At 58.8% G+C, this 16,876-nt stretch carries 13 protein-coding genes; 10 read left to right on the plus strand and 3 right to left on the minus strand.

The features are described from left to right. The first annotated feature begins 210 nt into the window (after positions 1 to 210). A complete protein-coding gene (locus ACK6BI_RS23900; protein ID WP_409319000.1) occupies positions 211 to 1,395 on the plus strand; it encodes a sugar transporter in 1,185 nt (394 codons plus the stop codon). Positions 1,396 to 1,529: 134 nt separating this feature from the next. Here ACK6BI_RS23900 and ACK6BI_RS23905 read toward each other — a convergent pair whose 3' ends face one another. After that, the gene (locus tag ACK6BI_RS23905) at positions 1,530 to 2,459 is read right to left on the minus strand and encodes a LysR family transcriptional regulator (protein ID WP_409319001.1); all 930 of its coding nucleotides are present in this window, start codon (positions 2,457 to 2,459) and stop codon (positions 1,530 to 1,532) included. A gap of 270 nt (positions 2,460 to 2,729) precedes the next feature. Here ACK6BI_RS23905 and ACK6BI_RS23910 point away from each other — a divergent pair, with 270 nt between their 5' ends. The 4 genes from ACK6BI_RS23910 to pgm all read left to right on the plus strand — a co-directional run bounded on the left by ACK6BI_RS23910 (position 2,730) and on the right by pgm (position 8,955). After that, positions 2,730 to 3,752, plus strand: a complete 1,023-nt coding sequence (locus ACK6BI_RS23910) for a zinc-dependent alcohol dehydrogenase family protein (protein ID WP_085709804.1) — start codon at positions 2,730 to 2,732, stop codon at positions 3,750 to 3,752. A 545-nt stretch (positions 3,753 to 4,297) separates the two neighbouring features. After that, positions 4,298 to 5,749 (plus strand): hypothetical protein, encoded by a 1,452-nt coding sequence (locus ACK6BI_RS23915; protein WP_409319002.1) that lies wholly within the window; start codon positions 4,298 to 4,300, stop codon positions 5,747 to 5,749. Positions 5,750 to 5,798: 49 nt separating this feature from the next. Continuing rightward, positions 5,799 to 7,199: a PLP-dependent aminotransferase family protein gene (locus ACK6BI_RS23920; protein WP_409319003.1), complete on the plus strand. Its 1,401-nt coding sequence runs from the start codon at positions 5,799 to 5,801 to the stop codon at positions 7,197 to 7,199. 109 nt (positions 7,200 to 7,308) lie between these two features. After that, positions 7,309 to 8,955: a phosphoglucomutase (alpha-D-glucose-1,6-bisphosphate-dependent) gene (gene pgm, locus ACK6BI_RS23925; RefSeq protein ID WP_409319004.1), complete on the plus strand. Its 1,647-nt coding sequence runs from the start codon at positions 7,309 to 7,311 to the stop codon at positions 8,953 to 8,955. A 63-nt stretch (positions 8,956 to 9,018) separates the two neighbouring features. Here pgm and ACK6BI_RS23930 read toward each other — a convergent pair whose 3' ends face one another. After that, positions 9,019 to 9,714, minus strand: a complete 696-nt coding sequence (locus ACK6BI_RS23930) for a pirin family protein (RefSeq protein WP_409319005.1) — start codon at positions 9,712 to 9,714, stop codon at positions 9,019 to 9,021. Positions 9,715 to 9,994: 280 nt separating this feature from the next. Between ACK6BI_RS23930 and ACK6BI_RS23935 the strand changes: the two genes are divergently transcribed. Further along, positions 9,995 to 12,469, plus strand: coding sequence for a UvrD-helicase domain-containing protein (locus tag ACK6BI_RS23935; RefSeq protein ID WP_409319006.1), 2,475 nt, complete (start codon positions 9,995 to 9,997; stop codon positions 12,467 to 12,469). Positions 12,470 to 12,528: 59 nt separating this feature from the next. Here the strand turns inward: ACK6BI_RS23935 and ACK6BI_RS23940 are convergent, their stop codons facing one another. Next, complete coding sequence (locus ACK6BI_RS23940; RefSeq protein WP_409319007.1) at positions 12,529 to 12,801, minus strand: DUF1652 domain-containing protein; 273 nt, start codon at positions 12,799 to 12,801, stop codon at positions 12,529 to 12,531. 264 nt (positions 12,802 to 13,065) lie between these two features. On the opposite strand from ACK6BI_RS23940, the gene ACK6BI_RS23945 reads away from it, so the two are divergent. From ACK6BI_RS23945 to ACK6BI_RS23960, 4 genes are read left to right on the plus strand one after another with little or no spacing between them, the layout of a single operon-like run. Continuing rightward, positions 13,066 to 13,881, plus strand: coding sequence for a helix-turn-helix domain-containing protein (locus ACK6BI_RS23945; protein ID WP_409319008.1), 816 nt, complete (start codon positions 13,066 to 13,068; stop codon positions 13,879 to 13,881). A 51-nt stretch (positions 13,882 to 13,932) separates the two neighbouring features. Beyond that, positions 13,933 to 15,339: an NAD(P)/FAD-dependent oxidoreductase gene (locus ACK6BI_RS23950; protein WP_409319009.1), complete on the plus strand. Its 1,407-nt coding sequence runs from the start codon at positions 13,933 to 13,935 to the stop codon at positions 15,337 to 15,339. A 30-nt stretch (positions 15,340 to 15,369) separates the two neighbouring features. Next, positions 15,370 to 15,714, plus strand: coding sequence for a cupin domain-containing protein (locus ACK6BI_RS23955; RefSeq protein ID WP_409319010.1), 345 nt, complete (start codon positions 15,370 to 15,372; stop codon positions 15,712 to 15,714). 56 nt (positions 15,715 to 15,770) lie between these two features. After that, the gene (locus ACK6BI_RS23960; RefSeq protein ID WP_409319011.1) at positions 15,771 to 16,856 is read left to right on the plus strand and encodes a polyamine ABC transporter substrate-binding protein; all 1,086 of its coding nucleotides are present in this window, start codon (positions 15,771 to 15,773) and stop codon (positions 16,854 to 16,856) included. Positions 16,857 to 16,876: the final 20 nt, after the last annotated feature.

Consider the following 16,876-nt stretch of genomic DNA (forward strand, 5'->3'; position numbering starts at 1 on the left):
TATCAATGTGTTCCATGACAATTCTGTGTTGCCGTGAATGCAACAGTCATGGAACCGCTGAAGAGGGCATGAAAGCGTGAAGCCATGCTCCAGACGCCGGCGATGAAGCCGATGGTGCTTCTTTATAGTAGAGTCGCCATCGAACCACCTGTCGTCTGAAGTTTTCCGGCACAAGGTGTGCGCAAAACCGACAGTTGGAACGACCTGTAAATGAACGACTCTACGGCTACAACCAGCGGCAACTGGTACTCGGTCATCGCGCTGGCACTGGCTGCATTCGTCTTCAACACCACCGAGTTCGTGCCTGTCGGCCTGTTGAGTTCGATCGGCAGCAGTTTCGACATGACGTCGGCGCAGGTCGGGCTGATGCTGACCATCTATGCCTGGGTGGTGTCGCTGACGTCGCTGCCCATCATGCTGCTGACGCGCAACGTCGAGCGGCGCAAGTTGTTGCTCGTCCTGTTCGGCATGTTCATTGTCAGCCACGTCCTGTCGAGTCTGGCGACAAGTTTCGCAGTCCTGTTGCTGAGCCGGATCGGTGTGGCGTTGTCGCACGCATTGTTCTGGTCCATCACCGCCTCGCTGGCAGTACGCCTGGCGCCGCCGGGCAAGCAGGTGCAGGCCCTCGGCTTGTTGGCAACCGGAACCTCCCTCGCAATGGTGCTCGGTATTCCCCTCGGTCGGTTATTGGGCGAGGCCATGGGCTGGCGGACGACATTTATCGCAATCGCCGTTCTGGCCGCCACGCTGGTGCTCTGGCTGGCCAGGGTCTTGCCGTCGTTGCCCAGCCAGAACTCCGGCTCACTCCGAAGTCTGCCCATGTTATTGAAGCGGCCAGCGCTGGTGGCGATCTACATCCTGACCGCCATGGTCGTGACCGCGCATTTCACGGCTTACAGCTATGTCGAGCCTTTCATTCAGGTCGTGGCAGGCATGAGCGGCGAGACGGTGACGCTCATCCTGCTGATCTTCGGCGGTGCGGGTATTTTCGGATCTGTGCTGTTCAGCTGGCTGCATCGCTACAGCCCGTCGCGTTTTCTGATCGTTGCGGTATCGCTGCTTGCCCTGTGCCTGGCGTTGCTGTTGCCTCTGAACGGCAGCGTCACGTACTTGTGTGCGCTGAGCGTGTTCTGGGGGATGGCGATCATGGCGTTCGGCCTTGCGTTGCAATCACGGGTGCTGGTACTGGCACCTGACGCCACCGATGTGGCGATGGCGCTGTTTTCGGGGATCTACAACATCGGTATCGGCGGCGGGGCGCTGATGGGAAGTTGGGTGGGGAGCCAGTTTGGTTTTGCTTATGTCGGGGTTGTGGGCGGTATGTTGGCGGCGTCGGCGTTGTTGATTTACTGCCTGTCGGCCTATCGGGTGGCTCGATCCGGGGCTTCGGTCTGACGCATCAACTTGATGCGTCAGGCTTCGTGCTGAATCATGCTTCCTGGCCGGGGTGGTTTTTTGACAAGTCCAACCTGCCCCAACTGAGACTCCTTCTCGGAAGCGAGGAAAGGAGAGACCGGTCGGCCGATTATTCAGTTTGCAGGCAATTCAAGGCTGTCCGGATCCCCGAAGAACATCTGAATCCGCGACCTTAACCAACGCTCCCCCGGATCGTTATCCTGCGACCCGCGCCAGGCCATGTGCAGTTCGAACGTGCGCGTCGGCAACGGTGGGTCTTCCGCCCGGACTCCACCCGCAGACGTCAGCGCATCCGCTGTGTAATCCGGAACGGTGGCGACGATGTCGGTGCCGGCCAGCAATGTGCTCAAGCCGTTGAACTGCGGCACGGCCAGTACGACGTGGCGCTTGCGTCCGAGTTTTTCCAGTTCTTCATCGATGAAGCCACTGAGGTCGCCGGCGAACGACACCAGCGCGTGGGGGCGTGCGCAGTAGTCGTCCAGGCTCAACGGGCCGGGTACGGTGTCGGCGCGTAGCAGTTTTGGCTGGCTGCGGCGCAAGACCTTACGCTTAGCGTTGGCCGGCAGGTCGGTGGTGTAGCTGACGCCGATGGAGATTTCACCCGAGGCGAGCATACCGGGCATCAGAATGTAGTTGACGCGGCGCACCACCAGCACGATGCCCGGGGCCTCGGCGCGCAGGCGCTTGAGCAGCATGGGCAGCAGCGCGAATTCGACGTCGTCCGACAAACCGATGCGAAACACCGATGTACTGGTGGCAGGGTCGAATTCAGCCGCACGGCTGACCGCTGTCGAAATCGAATCCAGCGCCGGGGAGAGCAGGGCGAAGATTTCCACCGCCCGGGCGGACGGCTCCATGCTGCGCCCGGTGCGCACAAACAGCGGATCATCGAACAGACCACGCAGGCGCGAGAGCGCCGCACTGATCGCCGGCTGGCCGAGAAACAGCTTTTCCGCCGCGCGGGTCACGCTGCGTTCGTGCATCAGGGTTTCGAATACGATCAACAGGTTCAGGTCGACACGACGCAGGTCATTACGATTCATCTGGAGTCCTGGCAGAGTCATCAAGCTTGACGAGGGCAGCCATATGAGAACAATGGCCGGCATGAATATTACGGGGAAAGGCTGGTAGTCTGCACCGGGTAATTCAGCTTTACTGAGCAGGCAGCGCCAGTTTTTTCATGGATTTTCCCAATGCTGGCCATACTGCGGAATCAATGACAGGCATGTCGACTATTAATGGCCACTGATGGTCTTGGCTGGAAAGCCCAGATAGAGTTCAGGGCATTAGAGGTTACTTTGACGAGGTTTGCGATGTCCCGCACGATCCGTTTTCACAAGTTTGGTCCGGCCGAGGTGCTCAAATGCGAAGAGCATGCGGCCGCTCAGCCAGGTCCTGGCGAAGTGCAGGTGCGTGTCGAGGCGATCGGCATCAGTTGGTACGACACGCTCTGGCGTCAGAACCTGGCATCGTCACAGGCTCGCCTGCCTTCGGGCCTGGGCCATGAAATGGCGGGTGTGGTCACAGCCATTGGCGACGGTGTTGAAGACCTGATCGTCGGTGACAAGGTGGCCAGCTTCCCGGCCGAGAGTCCCAATGACTATCCGGTCTACGGCGAACTGATCGTTCTGCCACGTACCGCGCTTACCCGTTATCCGGACGTGCTGACCCCGATCGAGGCCAGCGTGCATTACACGCCGCTGTTGATCGCCTATTTCGGTTATGTCGATCTGGCACGCGTCAAACCGGGGCAATTTGCGCTGGTCACCGATGCCAGCCATTGCGCCGGTCCATCCTTTGTCCAGCTGGGCAAGGCCTTGGGTGTACGGGTGATTGCCGCCACGAAAACCGCGGAGGAACGTGAATACCTGCTGTCCCTTGGTGCCGAAAAGGTGATTGTCACCGAAGAGGAGGATCTGTTGATGCGAATCAACAAGATCACCGACAACCGTGGCGTCAACGTGGTGTTCGACGGTCTCGGCGGGCCGCAGATGTCGTTGTTGGGCGATGTGCTGGCACCTCGCGGCAGTCTGGTGCTGTATGGTCTGCAAGGTGGCAACCAGACGCCATTTCCGGCGTGCGCAGCGTTCCAGAAGAACATTCAGTTCTTCGTTCACTGCATCGGCAATTTCACCGGCAAACCGGAACTGGGGATCGTGCAGGATCATGTCGCCCTCCAACGTGCCCTGCGTGACATCAATCAATTGACCGCCGACCGCGTGCTGGTGCCACTCAAGACCCGGGTTTTCCCGTTCAACGAGTTTGTCGAGGCGCATCGTTACATGGACGAATGCCCTTGTCGTGAGCGCGTTGCGCTGCAAGTCGAACCTGCCTGACACCTGCCATCAGAGTCCGTGACCTCACGGACTCTTGTGCGTTTCTTCCTTCAGACCTTGAGAAACCCTGGGTGCGATGCCCGGGAAGTTCAGCAACTGAGCTGGTTTTTACTCTTGATCTGTATCTTCTAATCGCCCTTCAGACCCTGATAATTGAGTGATTGTTTTCATCTCAAGGAATGAGCGATGTCGGTGCATTCTATTTGCCTTGTGCAATACCGGACGGCTGTTGTTGAGCGATATTCCGGATTCTGTTTAATTGCTGTAGGGCGGTTATGTAATACCTTCTTTTTTTCTTGTGCTAATGGTGCGCAGGTCACTGTATGAATTTTCCTCAGAAAACTTAACGAGCGGCGAAGTCCAGTAAATGCTGGCCTTTGCGCCGCTCCTGTCGAAGCCTTGTAATGTTTTGAGCACAACTGTTTCAAATAACTACAAAACCTTAAGTGTTAGCATTTCAGCGTCTATTAATTAATGAAGAATGATTGCCCACCTGATGTTTTTGGTGGCGCAATGTATAACCTTTGATATCGGGTGAAGTACTGATGAGCACGATCCATGATCAGGCAATGAATTATGTTTACCAACAAGTATTGCAACGATTGCTGAGTTTCTTTTCCCGTGCGGAACGCACGGCATTGCAGCTACTGATTCAGCGATTGGCGGTAGCTGCCGGAGGCATGGATCGTCTCGGTGAGTTCAAGGTGATGGTGACCCAGTCCGGCACTCGGGAGTGCTGTTACAACCTGGCTCTTTTGCGTGCGGCACAACTGAGCATTGCCGGTCGTGCTCCGGGAACCTTTCAGTTGCGTGTTGCGACGCTGCGAAGCGGGACCCTGCCGCCGGCGGCGTTGCACAATATGCATCGCAGCTTCAGTGCGCTGTTTCTTCATGACGACCCCAGGGTCGAACTGCTCATGGTCGACCATCGAGAAGTTCTGCCCTTCAATCACCAGGCGCCGGACTCGGAAGAAGGCCGTGAGGCAAACTGCATCAATTTGTTGATGCTCGGCCATCGCCGGGGGCAGGGTGAAGATCTGGCGCTATGGGACGACACTTACCTGGCCACAGCAGAGTTTCTGGGCCAGGTCGCTCGCTGGAACAATGGCGTCGACGCGCTGGTCTGCAGCGACTCTGCTCGCAGCCAGGAGGCCTTTCTGCACGGTCTGGATCGTGCAGCCCGCAAGGCGGGCCTGGGCGCATTGCCGAAACGGGCCAACGGCTTCGACGAGTTGTTCGGTCTGCTCGATGGCATGGGCGGCGATTACTATCGGGAACTCCACCCGGAGGGCGATCTGCAACCCTGGCGTCCGTTGGGTCAGTTCGAAGCCTGTCGACGTACTTGTTATATCGGCATCGACGATATCGTGGCGGGCAAGATGGAGGAGCGATGGCCATTGCTCAGCGATTTTCTCGGTTTTCAGGCCGATGATCTGCAGATCGAGACGGGTGACAGCGAGTCGAAAGACCCTGTAGTCGAAGCCTGCCTCAATGGACTGTACGCCTGTCATGTCGATGGGCGCTCATACGAGGCCGGTGTTTCGGATTACTTGCAGCGTCGCCTGGCTGCGATGCGCCGCAAGAACGTTTCAGAGTCGGTTTGCGAACGATTTCTGGCGTCGTTCGGCGACCTGTCCGATCTGACGGAGCACAGGTCGCTGGCGCTGGCCTCGCTGCAAAAGAGCTTCGGGCTCAGTGAGTCACAACTGGTCTGTCTGTTGTTCACGCCCTTCATCGAAGGCGGTGCCGGCCTTGAGCGTTTTCTGCGGACCTGCCATCCGGGCATGTTGATCGCCATGCCGGATCTGCATCGCGCCTTGCAGGGGCTGCATGCCCCGGACCAGGTGCTGCAATGGATGACCGAAGTCAGTGGGTTGCCGGTACATCTGATCAGCCGGCTATATGCCATGGACTCCATCTCTGGTGATAAGCCGGTCGCGCAGGCACCTGAGCTCAACGACATGGTTGCCGTGGGCGACCGCTCCGCGGAAGGTTGAGTGTGAACCTGTCGTCCGAGGACGAAAACATGTCGGCGTACGCCCGCTCATGAATGCTGCACGTGAATCCGACTTCGCCTATCAGGCTGTCTATCGATACCTCACCCAGTTGATCGAAGAGCCTGGTGGCGCAGGTGACTTCCGGTTGCCTTCCCTGAGGCAACTGGCCGAGCGTCTGGGTGTGTCGATTTCAACCATTCAGTACGCCTATGCTCTGCTGGAAAAGGAAGGTCGGGTCTATTCCGTGGCCAAGTCTGGCTATTTCGCACGGGCAGCGACCGCGATCAAACCACCCGATCAGGGAAGTGATCTGCTGGAAACCGTCTATGTCAACGCCAGGTATTCGGGGATGCGCGTTTTGAGCGCCGATGACCCGGCAGCGGTGCAACCGCTGGACGGTCCGTTGCTGATGCTCGAAAGGGAACTGATGCGCCAGTATCCCCGGCAGCCTCAGGTGCTGGCTCAGCCGTGTGGCGAGCTGGAGCTGCGCACACTGCTCGCCGCACGTTATACCTCTTCGCCCACCCATTGCTGGCACGCCGAAGATGTCTACATTGGCGCCGATACGCGAAGTGTCCTGGAAATCCTGATTGCCGTACTCGAACTGCGCCACGCTACCGTCGTGGTGGAGTCGCCCTGCGATTGGGTGATATTGCGTCTGCTTCAGTCTGCGGATGTGCGGATCATCGAGCTGCCTCTGCAACCCGGCGGGGTGATCGATCCCGAGCAACTGGCGTGGATGCTCGAAACCGAGCCGGTGCGGCTGGTCCTGCTGTCGTCACAATTGAACATGCCCAATGGCAGCCTGGCTCCCCAGGAGAACCTGGAGGTGATTGCCGGTCTGCTCAGGCGCCAGGGCATCTGGGTGCTGGAAAACGACAGCTACAGCGATTTGACGGATGACAGTGTACGGCGACCGCTACGAGAGCTGCTGGATCCCGATCGGCTACTGGTGTTCTCCACGTTCGAGAAGGTGATCGGTGTGGAGGCGCCTTACGGTTTCGTGCTCGCTCGCCAGTGGCGTGACCACCTGCAGCGGCATTTTCTGTTGCGCTCGTTTCGCCTTTCGCCGATTCGTCAAAGAGCCATTGCCCGCCTGTATGCAAGTGGTCGGGTCGATCAGCACCTTCCCGTGCTCAAGCGTCTGCTCAAGGAGCGTCGTACGCAGTTGATCGAGCTGCTGCGAGAAGGGCTGGGTGATGCATTGCATTTCGACGAGCCACAGGGTGGCGCAACGATCTGGGCAAGATCGTCCCGTCGGGTAGCGATGGGTGCGGTGTTCCAGCGCCTGCTGAAGCAGCATGTCCTGATCGCACCGGGAGAATTGTTCAGTACCCAGGGCATGCACGCACAGCATATGCGTTTGAGTGCCATCGGCAGCAGCGGCCCCGAACTGGCAGGAGTCGTGGATTTGCTCGGCGATGCATTGCGACTGGCCCCCGGGGACTGAGCTGTTAAAAAACATCGGGGATGTACCGGATAGATCCCATCGCACTACGGTCAAACTGCCAGTAAACTCCGCTGTAATTTCCTGAACCACTCTATTTCAGAGGTTTTGCATGACACTCAGTCCTTTTGCGGGCAAACCGGCACCGGCAGAACTGTTGGTCGACATCCCGCGACTGGTAACGGCGTATTACACCGGGCAGCCTGATGCTTCGATTTCCACCCAACGCGTGGCATTTGGCACCTCCGGGCATCGTGGCAGCTCCTTCGATCTGAGTTTCAACGAGTGGCACGTCCTGGCGATCAGTCAGGCGATCTGCCTGTACCGCGAAGCCCAAGGCATTACCGGCCCGTTGTTCGTCGGCATTGATACTCATGCGCTCTCGACTCCGGCGGGCGCGAGCGCGCTTGAAGTGCTGGCAGCCAACGGCGTGACCGTGATGATCGCCGAAGGCAACGAATACACGCCGACGCCGGCCGTGTCCCACGCCATTCTTTGCTACAACCGTGGTCGCACCACCGGCCTCGCAGACGGTATCGTCATCACGCCTTCGCACAACCCGCCACAAAGCGGCGGTTTCAAATACAACCCTACCAATGGCGGTCCGGCCGACACCCACATCACCAAGTGGATCGAAGCCAAGGCCAACGAGCTGCTGGCCAACAAGCTGGCAGGTGTGAAACGCATCGGTTACGAGCAGGCGCTCAAGGCGCCGACCACCCATCGTCACGATTACGTGAACACCTATGTCGCCGATCTGATCAACGTTATCGATTTCGATGCAATCCGTGGTGCCGGGCTGCGTCTGGGGGTCGATCCGCTGGGCGGAGCAGGGGTGCGTTACTGGTCGGCCATCGCCGAGCACTATCGTCTGAACCTCGAGGTGGTGAACAAGGAGGTCGATTCGACATTCCGCTTCATGACCGTCGACTGGGATGGCCAGATTCGGATGGACCCATCCTCCAGCCACGCCATGCAAGGCCTGATCGGCCTCAAGGAACGTTTCGACGTGGCGTTCGCTTGCGATCCGGACCACGACCGTCACGGCATCGTCACCCCGTCCGGCGGTCTGTTGGCGCCGAACAACTATCTGGCGGTATCGATCGACTATCTATTCCAGAATCGTCCGCAGTGGCGCGCCGATGCGGCCGTGGGTAAAACCGTGGTCAGCAGCGGCCTGATCGATCGCGTAGCCAAACGTCTGGGCCGTCGCCTGTACGAAGTGCCGGTTGGCTTCAAGTGGTTCGCCGACGGACTGTTCGACGGCTCGCTGGGCTTTGGTGGCGAAGAAAGCGCCGGGGCATCGTTCCTGCGCAAGGACGGTGGTGTCTGGAGCACCGACAAGGACGGTTTGATCCCGGCGCTGCTGGCTGCTGAAATGACCGCCCGTACCGGACGGGACCCAAGCCAGGCCTACCGTGCGCTGACCGAAGAGCTGGGCGAACCGTTCTCGGTGCGTGTCGATGCCAAGGCCAACCCTGAGCAGAAAGCCCTGCTGAGCAAGTTGTCGCCGGAGCAAGTGACCTCGACCGAACTGGCGGGCGAGAAGATCCAGAGCATTCTCAGCAAGGCCCCGGGCAATGATCAGGCCATCGGCGGTCTGAAGGTCATGACCGAAAATGGCTGGTTCGCCGCACGTCCTTCGGGCACCGAGGACATCTACAAGATCTACGCCGAAAGCTTCATTGGCGATGACCACCTCAAGCAACTGGTGGCCGAAGCGCAAACGCTGGTCGATGGTGCAATTTCCACCCAGTGATCGGTGCTCAATAGAAAAGGGCGACCCAAGCGGTCGCCCTTTTTTTACCCGTCATTCAGCCGATCAGGCCAGATCCACCAGCACGATTTCGCTGTCCTCGAGCGCTGTCACGCTCAATACCGATTCGTGGCTCACCGCAACTCCGTCTCGGGCTTGCGCACGCAAGCCGTTGACTTCAATTGCGCCGGTTGCCGGTACAAGGTAGGCGCGACGCCCGGCATCGAGTCGATACTCGGCGGTTTCACCGGCCTTGATCGTGGCGGCCACCAGACGGGCGTTGGCGCGAATTCGCAGACTTTCATCGTCTCCGTCCTTGCCGCTGGCGAGCGTTACAAAGCCTTCGCGATCCCCTTTGGGGAAGGGTTTGGCACCCCAGGAGGGCGGCGCGCCGGTTTCGGTGGGCAGAATCCAGATCTGGAAGATTTTGGTAGGGGTGGCTTCCAGATTGTATTCGCTGTGGGCGATCCCGGTGCCGGCGCTCATCACTTGTACGTCGCCTGCTTCAGTGCGGCCCTTGTTGCCCAGATTGTCCTGGTGGGTGATCGCACCTTCACGCACGTAAGTAATGATTTCCATGTCCCGGTGCGGGTGAGTCGGGAATCCGGTTCCGGGGGCGATGATGTCATCGTTCCACACCCGGAGGTTGCCCCAGCTCATGCGCTGTGGATCGTAGTACTCGGCGAACGAAAAATGGTGATGGGCATCCAGCCAGCCGTGATGGGCGCCGCCCAGCGAGCTGAAGGGTCTGAGTTCAAGCATGGTCTTCTCCTCATCAGGTTCGTCATGGGGCGTTTCGGCCTTGGCCTTGAAGCGACCCCCGTGATTGATGGCAGTCATCATCTATCAGGTAATGATCGATAAAAAGCGTAAAAAATGCGGTATTCCAATCGAATTGGTAGATGTTTAAAACCTCGAATCGCTCTCATCCAGCCTTCAGTTCATCGCCTAAGCCAATGACCTGTAAGCATTTCGCTAGAACTCCAAGGCAAATGCAGACACCATAGCCCACCAACAGCCTCACACTCTGGAGTCCGTCAGCGTGGCGCAACACACCCCCGATCTTCCTCCCGAACTTCGTCCCCTGGCCGAGATGTCATGGCTCAAGCGACTGGCGGCGCGTTTCCTGGGTCATGGCCTGACGCAGTTGCGTGCACAGCACCGGGTGTCGTGGCTGCATGGCCAGGCCGATGGCTTTCGCAGCGGTCACACGGCCGGTGTCGAATACGGTTACAAGGAAGGCAAGGCTGATGGGCTGGAAGAGGGGCGTCAGGTGTTGTTGATCCGCGACAGCCGCAGCACCGAGCATCCCGCGCCGGCGATTGACGACCACTTGTTCGATGACTGGCGCCTGCCGCTCACCGCTGAACTGAAGAAGCGCATGAAAGCGGACGTCGCACGTTTATTGCCGGCGCACGCCCAGCCGAGTGCAGCGCAATGGAAAATGATTTTCAGCGACACGCCTTCAACCTCGGTCGTCGCTGGCGCCGGAGCAGGCAAATCCACCACGCTGGTGTTGCGCATTCTGCTGCTGACGCACTATCTGGGCTTTGAGCTGGACTCGATGACCGTGGTGACCTTCACCCGGGAATCACGCAAGGACTTCATCAATAAGCTGATCGAACTGTTTGCGCTGTGGGGGCAGGTCATCAGCCAGAAAACCGCCCGGGATCTGGTGCGCACCTTCCACTCGCGAATTCTGCCGATGGTGCGCAGTCTGCCGGGGTTCGAACGCTTGCAGGCCTTTGAGAATCTGAGCCATCGGCCGCAAGGTGCCGAGGATGATGTCGACAGTAATCCGTTCGATCTGCGGATCAACGACGCTCAGCGCCAGCAGCTCAATGCCTGTTATCACCGTCTCTACACCGACAACGAGCGTTTTCGCCAGCTGATTCAGCCTTTGTCCCGGCATGCCCTGCAACTCAAGGAGCTGGAACGCGACCACCCCGATGTACAGAAGCGGATGGCGGTGACCGAACTGGCTGCCAAGCGCGACGAAGAGCTGTGCGATGTGATCGAAGACTTGTGGTTTCGCGCGGGGGCCTGGCCGATCCAGGGGGTCGAGCCGAATCGTCAGGCCGTTGAGATCAACGGCGCCACATTCCGCTGTCACGGCTATATCCCGAGTCTCGATGCCTGGGTCATCCTGGGTTTCGATCCTCGGGAAAACCCTCAGGTTTGTCGTCCCAATGCCAAACTGACGGTTCGGGCGGAATGGGCGGTCAAGCGCACCCTGTTTCAAGCTTTCTGTCGTAAATCTTTGATTTGGCTGGATAGTTACGAGAATTCTCGGCGGGTTCTGGCATCTCTGGCTGGCGATGCGAGTGCGGGGCCGGGGTTCGATTACAAGGTCAAGGGCGAGCTTGCGTCTGCACCTTTGCTTGACTGTTTCGTCGCCGCTGCAGGTTTTATCGAGAACCTGGGCCTGGACGTGCCGGACGCCGTTGGCCGCATGAGTTTCGCCAAGGATGATCCCGACCGGTTTTTCTTTGAGGCCTTGAGTCTGTTCTGGCGTGCGCTGGAAGACCATCTGCTCGATCAAAAACCACCGGTCATGACCTACAACCGGATGTTCGCGCTGTTCAGCGAGCATTCGCCGGAAAACCTCAAGCTGCTGAGCGATGAGCTGTTGCGTCCCTTGTCGCACCTGATGATCGATGAGTTTCAGGACGTTTCACCGCAGATCGTTTCGTGGATCCGGGCCAGCCTCGCAGAAATTCGCAGCCGTGGCCCGGCCATGCACGTCGGACGCGGGGCGCAACGTTCTTCCTTGCTGTGCGTGGGGGATGACTGGCAGTCGATCTATGGATGGCGTGGCAGTTCGCCAAGCTACTTCATGGAGTTCAACAAGACGTTTTCCTCGCCGGGTACGACGCGAGTGATGCTCAGCGACAACTATCGCAGTCATCAGCACATCATTGATGCGGCCGAACACATTGTTCGTGCAGCGCCGGCGATTCCCGGCAAAAAAGCCAAAGCCGCCGGAGAGGACAAGCCGTTGCAACCGGTCAATGTGCTGGAACGCGACGACCAGGCCCTCGGCCTGCGCCTGTCAGAGCACTATGCAAAGGGTGATTCAATCTTGATGCTTTATCGAAAAAGTAGCGATAAGTCTTTGATAGAGCAGCATATTCAGTCTGTAGTTAATGTTGATTCGAGATTGCCGTACGAGTCCCGGCGCCTGAAACAATTGACCTATCACAGCGCCAAAGGCTTGCAGGCCGACGCGGTGTTCCTGCTGGGTGACTGCCAGCACCTCACCAGTTCGCCCTACAAGAATCAGGTCTACCGCATGGCCGGTTTGGGCAAGGCGGGTGACAACGAGCCTTACGACAGCGCGCAAAAGGATGAAATCCTGCGTCTGGCCTATGTCGGTATCACCCGTGCGGTTAGTCATTGCTATTGGTATGTCGAGCCGCAGGATGCCCAGGCGGTGAACATGCCGCGTGCCTCCGACCGGGTCGCCAAGGGCAAGCCGTTCTTCTTCGATCACCGATCGGAACCGAAAACCGCCTGAATCGAGCAGGCAAAAAAGCCCGCGAAATCGCGGGCTTTTTCTTGTTTTAAATCAATTGGTTAGGCGTAACTCTTCAAGGATTCCGGAGGAATGAAAGCCTCCAGCTCATCCTCGACCGCTTCGATTATTCGCTCGACGTCGGCCGCGTTCATCACCGTGGCACAGGGTATGCCGGCGATGGCGATCAGGGTCTCTCCGCTGGCCCGATCGAACAGACGGGCGATCATGCTGCCCGGCGCATCCATCGTGGCTTCGAAACCCATGGGGTGAAAATGCCAGCGCATCAGCTGGCAGGCATTGGGGAACGTGACTTTACTGGATCCATTGTTCATGTGTTGCCCGCCTTCTTCATCGAGCACTTCCGTTTGCTCATGGTAGGTGGGAAGAACCCTCATTGGCTCAACCGGAGACTGTCCTTAAAAGTAGCATCTGGATGTGAAAAGCCTGTGAGATTTTTCAGGCCGATTGGCGATTGCAGGGATTTTTTTGATGTAAGTCACAGCCGATCAAACTTTCGCCAAAGTGCCATCATTCCTGGCGTGTTGATGTCGTTCGGGAAGTTGGGCAAGCTCGGTTCTTTTCTTCAAGAGCCTTTTATGCACGCCGACGATGACGGTCCGGAACAGACCCGGGCCACGGCTGACACCGTCATGCGCTATCACCTGTGCTGGAAGCACCGGGATCTGGACGGCGTCATGGCGCTGTATCACCCGGACATCCAGTACAACGATTTTTTCCAGAATCGCGTGCTCGGCCTCGATGAATTGCGCGAGTACGTTCGTGTCAGCATGCCTCGGGAATCCGACGAAGCGCTAGAGCATTGCGACCGCATTCGTATTGATGGCAACACTGCGTTCATCCAGTACGAAGTGACGCTGCGCGGCGGTAATGGCCTGGTGTCGTTTCGTTCCAGCGAAGCGATCACGGTCAGGGACGCCAAAATCTGGCGCGTCAACGAATACGCCTCGCTGGTACGCGAACACAGTGCCGGTGCCCCGATGACAAACCAGCGCCCGGCGGCAAGCCGCCTGGGGCTGTCACCACGTCAGCTGAGCTTCATGGCCGAGGATCTGCAGCAGTATTTTCAGCGTCAGCAGCCGTACCTCGATCCTGAACTGGACCTTCAGCGGGTGGCGAAGGAGTGCGGGTACAGCCGCAACCAGATTTCCTATCTGCTGAATCAGGTGTTGGGGCAGAGCTTCTACCGCTACGTCAACCAGGCCCGGCTGCAACATTTGCTGCAATCGCTGGACGGCGCCATGCCGCCGCTGCGCATCGATGAACTGGCGTTCGCCGCCGGATTCAACTCACTTTCGGCGTTCTACAGTTGTTTCCGTCAGCACACCGGCCAATCGCCCAAAGCCTACGTCAAACAAATTTCTTTGCGGGCACGCGCGCAAGACATCCCCTGAGATCAACCACTAGGATCGACGCCATCGAAATCTGGATTGGCGGAGTCTTGCATGCCGGCGTGGCGCACTATCAGTTTGTGGATGGACCAACTCGACGAGCCGCTTGCCGCGCGTCCCGCGCTGGAGCATGACCTTGACGTTGATGTGGCAATCATCGGCGCCGGTTATACCGGCTTGTGGACGGCGTACTACCTGAAGAAGCTGGCACCGGGGCTGGACATCGCCATCGTCGAGGCGCAAACCGCAGGATTCGGAGCATCCGGTCGCAACGGTGGCTGGCTGATGGGCAATCTGCTGGGCGAAGATCGCTTGCTGGCGGGACTGTCGCCCGAGCAGCGTCGGGCCTCGTACGATTTGCTGCACAGCATTCCCGATGAGGTGGAGATCGTCCTCGAACGCGAAGGTATCGACTGCGATTATCGCAAAGGCGGGGTGTTGTACTGTGCGGCCCGCTATCCCGAACAGGAAGCCAGTTTGCGTGGCTACCTGAAAAAGCTGCATGCCCAGGGTCTGACCGACGACGACTATCGCTGGCTCAGTCGCGAGCAACTGGCGCAACAGATCCGTGTTGCCAAGCCTTATGGCGCAATCTACGCACCGCATGTCGCAACCATACAGCCGGCAAAACTGGTGCGCGGTCTGGCCCGCATCGTCCAGGGCATGGGCGTGAAGATCTACGAAAACAGTCCCGTAACCCAATGGCAGGCGGGCAGCCTGCGCACCGAAAAGGCCAGCGTGCGCAGTCGCTGGATTGTCCCGGCCATCGAAGGTTATTCAGTCACGCTGCCACCGCTGGGCCGTTATCAATTGCCGGTACAGAGCCTGATCGTCGCCACTGAGCCGTTGTCGGCGGCGACCTGGAACGAAATCGGTCTTGATCGCGGGCAGGCCTTCAGTGAGTTCAGCCGCCAGGTCACTTACGGTCAGCGCAGCGCCGACAATCGGCTGATCTTCGGCGCTCGTGGCGGCTATCAGTTCGCCGGCCGGTTGCGCCATGACTTCGACCTGACCCGGGATGAGGTAGAACTGCGCCGCTACCTGTTCGGCGAACTGTTCCCACAGCTGAAGAACACCACGATTACTCACGCCTGGGGTGGCAACCTCGGCATGTCCCGGCATTTCAGGCCGCACATGCTCTGCGATCGAGCCAATGGAATTGCATTGTCCGGCGGTTACGGCGGGGAGGGTGTCGGCGCGTCCAACCTGGGCGGGCGCACCCTGGCCGATCTGATTCTCGAGCGCGATACCGAACTGGTGCGCCAGCCCTGGGTGCTGCCGGACGGCGGGATCCATGCACTGCGGGCATGGGAGCCGGAGCCGTGCCGCTGGCTCGGCTACAACGCGATCATCAAAAGCTTTGTCCACGAAGACCAGACCCTGGCCAACCCGGCGACCGCGCCCTGGCGGCGCAGGCTTGCCAGTCGGGTGGCAGGGTTCATGGAAGGTTTCATGCACTGAACGTTGTTTTACTCCTGACGAGGTAACGCCATGAGCATCACCCAATTCAAGAACACCCCCGCGTTGCAACTGGAGGACTCCAATCCGGTCGCCGTGCCGATCGGTACTCCGGTCGCCATCGCCTCGACCACCAGCGTCGAGCGCGAGGACGGCGTCGAAACCGGCGTCTGGGAATGCACGCCCGGGCGCTGGCGGCGGCAGATCACCGCTCAGGAGTTCTGCCACTTCATTTCCGGGCGCTGCACGTTCACCCCGGACGACGGCGGCGAGACCCTGCACATACAAGGTGGCGACGCGCTGATGTTGCCGGCCAATACGCTCGGCATCTGGGACATCCAGGAGACCGTGCGCAAGACCTACGTCCTGATTTTCTGATTGCTTGATCCTTTTGATTGCCTGCCAACAACAATAGCCAATACAGGAATCGATCCATGCTCCGAAAGACCCTCGCTCTTGCACCCATGATGCTCGCGGTTTCCCTTGCCCACGCCGCAGACACGGTCAAGGTCTACAACTGGTCCGATTACATTGCGCCGGACACCGCGAAGAATTTCGAAAAAGCCACCGGCGTCGGTGTGACCTATGACGTTTACGACAGCAACGAGACCCTCGACGGCAAATTGATGACCGGCAAATCCGGTTACGACGTGGTGTTTCCGTCCAACCACTTCATGGCCCGGCAGATTCAGGGCGGGGCGCTGATGAAGCTGGACAAGAGCCAGTTGCCGAACTGGAAAAACCTCAATCCGGCGTTGCTCAAGGCCTTGCAGACCAACGACCCGGGCAATGAACACGGCTTTCCGTACCTGTGGGGCAGCACCGGCATCGGCTACAACGTCGCCAAGGTCAAGGCGGTGCTGGGCGATAACGCGCCGGTGGATTCCTGGGACCTGATCTTCAAGCCCGAAAACATGCAAAAACTGCAGAAGTGCGGCGTGGCGATCCTCGACAACGGCCCGGAGCTGCTTCCCGCAGCGCTCAACTACCTCGGGCTGCCGCACCACAGCAAAAATCCCGAGGACTACAAGAAGGCTGAAGCGCTGTTGATGAAAGTGCGGCCGTATGTCAGCTACTTCCACTCGTCGAAGTACACCAGTGATCTGGCCAACGGCGACATCTGCGTAGCGGTCGGCTTCTCCGGCGATATCCTGCAGGCGGAAAACCGCGCCAAGGAGGCCAAGAACGGAGTCGATATCGGCTATGCGATTCCCAGAGAAGGGGCTGCGATCTGGTTTGACATGGTCGCCATGCCCGCCGACGCCCCGGACGCCAAGGCCGGCTACGCCTTCATGAACTACCTGCTGCAGCCGGAGGTCATGGCCGGTATCAGCAACTACGTGCATTACGCCAATGGCAATGAGCAGGCCGACGCGTTGATCGATCCGGCCATCAAGAATGACACCAAGGTTTATCCGAGCCCGGACATGATGGGCAAGCTGTTTGCGCTGGAGGCGATGCCCCTGAATATCGACCGGATCCGGACGCGGGTGTGGAACAAAATCCGTACCGGTAGCTGAAGTTTCAGGAATTGCAATTA

It is taken from the genome of Pseudomonas sp. KCJK9016, from assembly GCF_046231795.1.
In the GTDB taxonomy this organism is placed as follows: Bacteria; Pseudomonadota; Gammaproteobacteria; order Pseudomonadales; family Pseudomonadaceae; genus Aquipseudomonas; species Aquipseudomonas bananamidigenes.

Coding starts and splice junctions, on each gene's coding strand:
- ACK6BI_RS23900 (WP_409319000.1), top strand. CDS start 211: ATGAACGACTCTACGGCTACAACCAGCGGCAACTGGTACTCGGTCATC.
- ACK6BI_RS23905 (WP_409319001.1), bottom strand. CDS start 2,459: ATGAATCGTAATGACCTGCGTCGTGTCGACCTGAACCTGTTGATCGTA.
- ACK6BI_RS23910 (WP_085709804.1), top strand. CDS start 2,730: ATGTCCCGCACGATCCGTTTTCACAAGTTTGGTCCGGCCGAGGTGCTC.
- ACK6BI_RS23915 (WP_409319002.1), top strand. CDS start 4,298: ATGAGCACGATCCATGATCAGGCAATGAATTATGTTTACCAACAAGTA.
- ACK6BI_RS23920 (WP_409319003.1), top strand. CDS start 5,799: ATGAATGCTGCACGTGAATCCGACTTCGCCTATCAGGCTGTCTATCGA.
- pgm (WP_409319004.1), top strand. CDS start 7,309: ATGACACTCAGTCCTTTTGCGGGCAAACCGGCACCGGCAGAACTGTTG.
- ACK6BI_RS23930 (WP_409319005.1), bottom strand. CDS start 9,714: ATGCTTGAACTCAGACCCTTCAGCTCGCTGGGCGGCGCCCATCACGGC.
- ACK6BI_RS23940 (WP_409319007.1), bottom strand. CDS start 12,801: ATGAACAATGGATCCAGTAAAGTCACGTTCCCCAATGCCTGCCAGCTG.
- ACK6BI_RS23945 (WP_409319008.1), top strand. CDS start 13,066: ATGCACGCCGACGATGACGGTCCGGAACAGACCCGGGCCACGGCTGAC.
- ACK6BI_RS23950 (WP_409319009.1), top strand. CDS start 13,933: ATGCCGGCGTGGCGCACTATCAGTTTGTGGATGGACCAACTCGACGAG.
- ACK6BI_RS23955 (WP_409319010.1), top strand. CDS start 15,370: ATGAGCATCACCCAATTCAAGAACACCCCCGCGTTGCAACTGGAGGAC.
- ACK6BI_RS23960 (WP_409319011.1), top strand. CDS start 15,771: ATGCTCCGAAAGACCCTCGCTCTTGCACCCATGATGCTCGCGGTTTCC.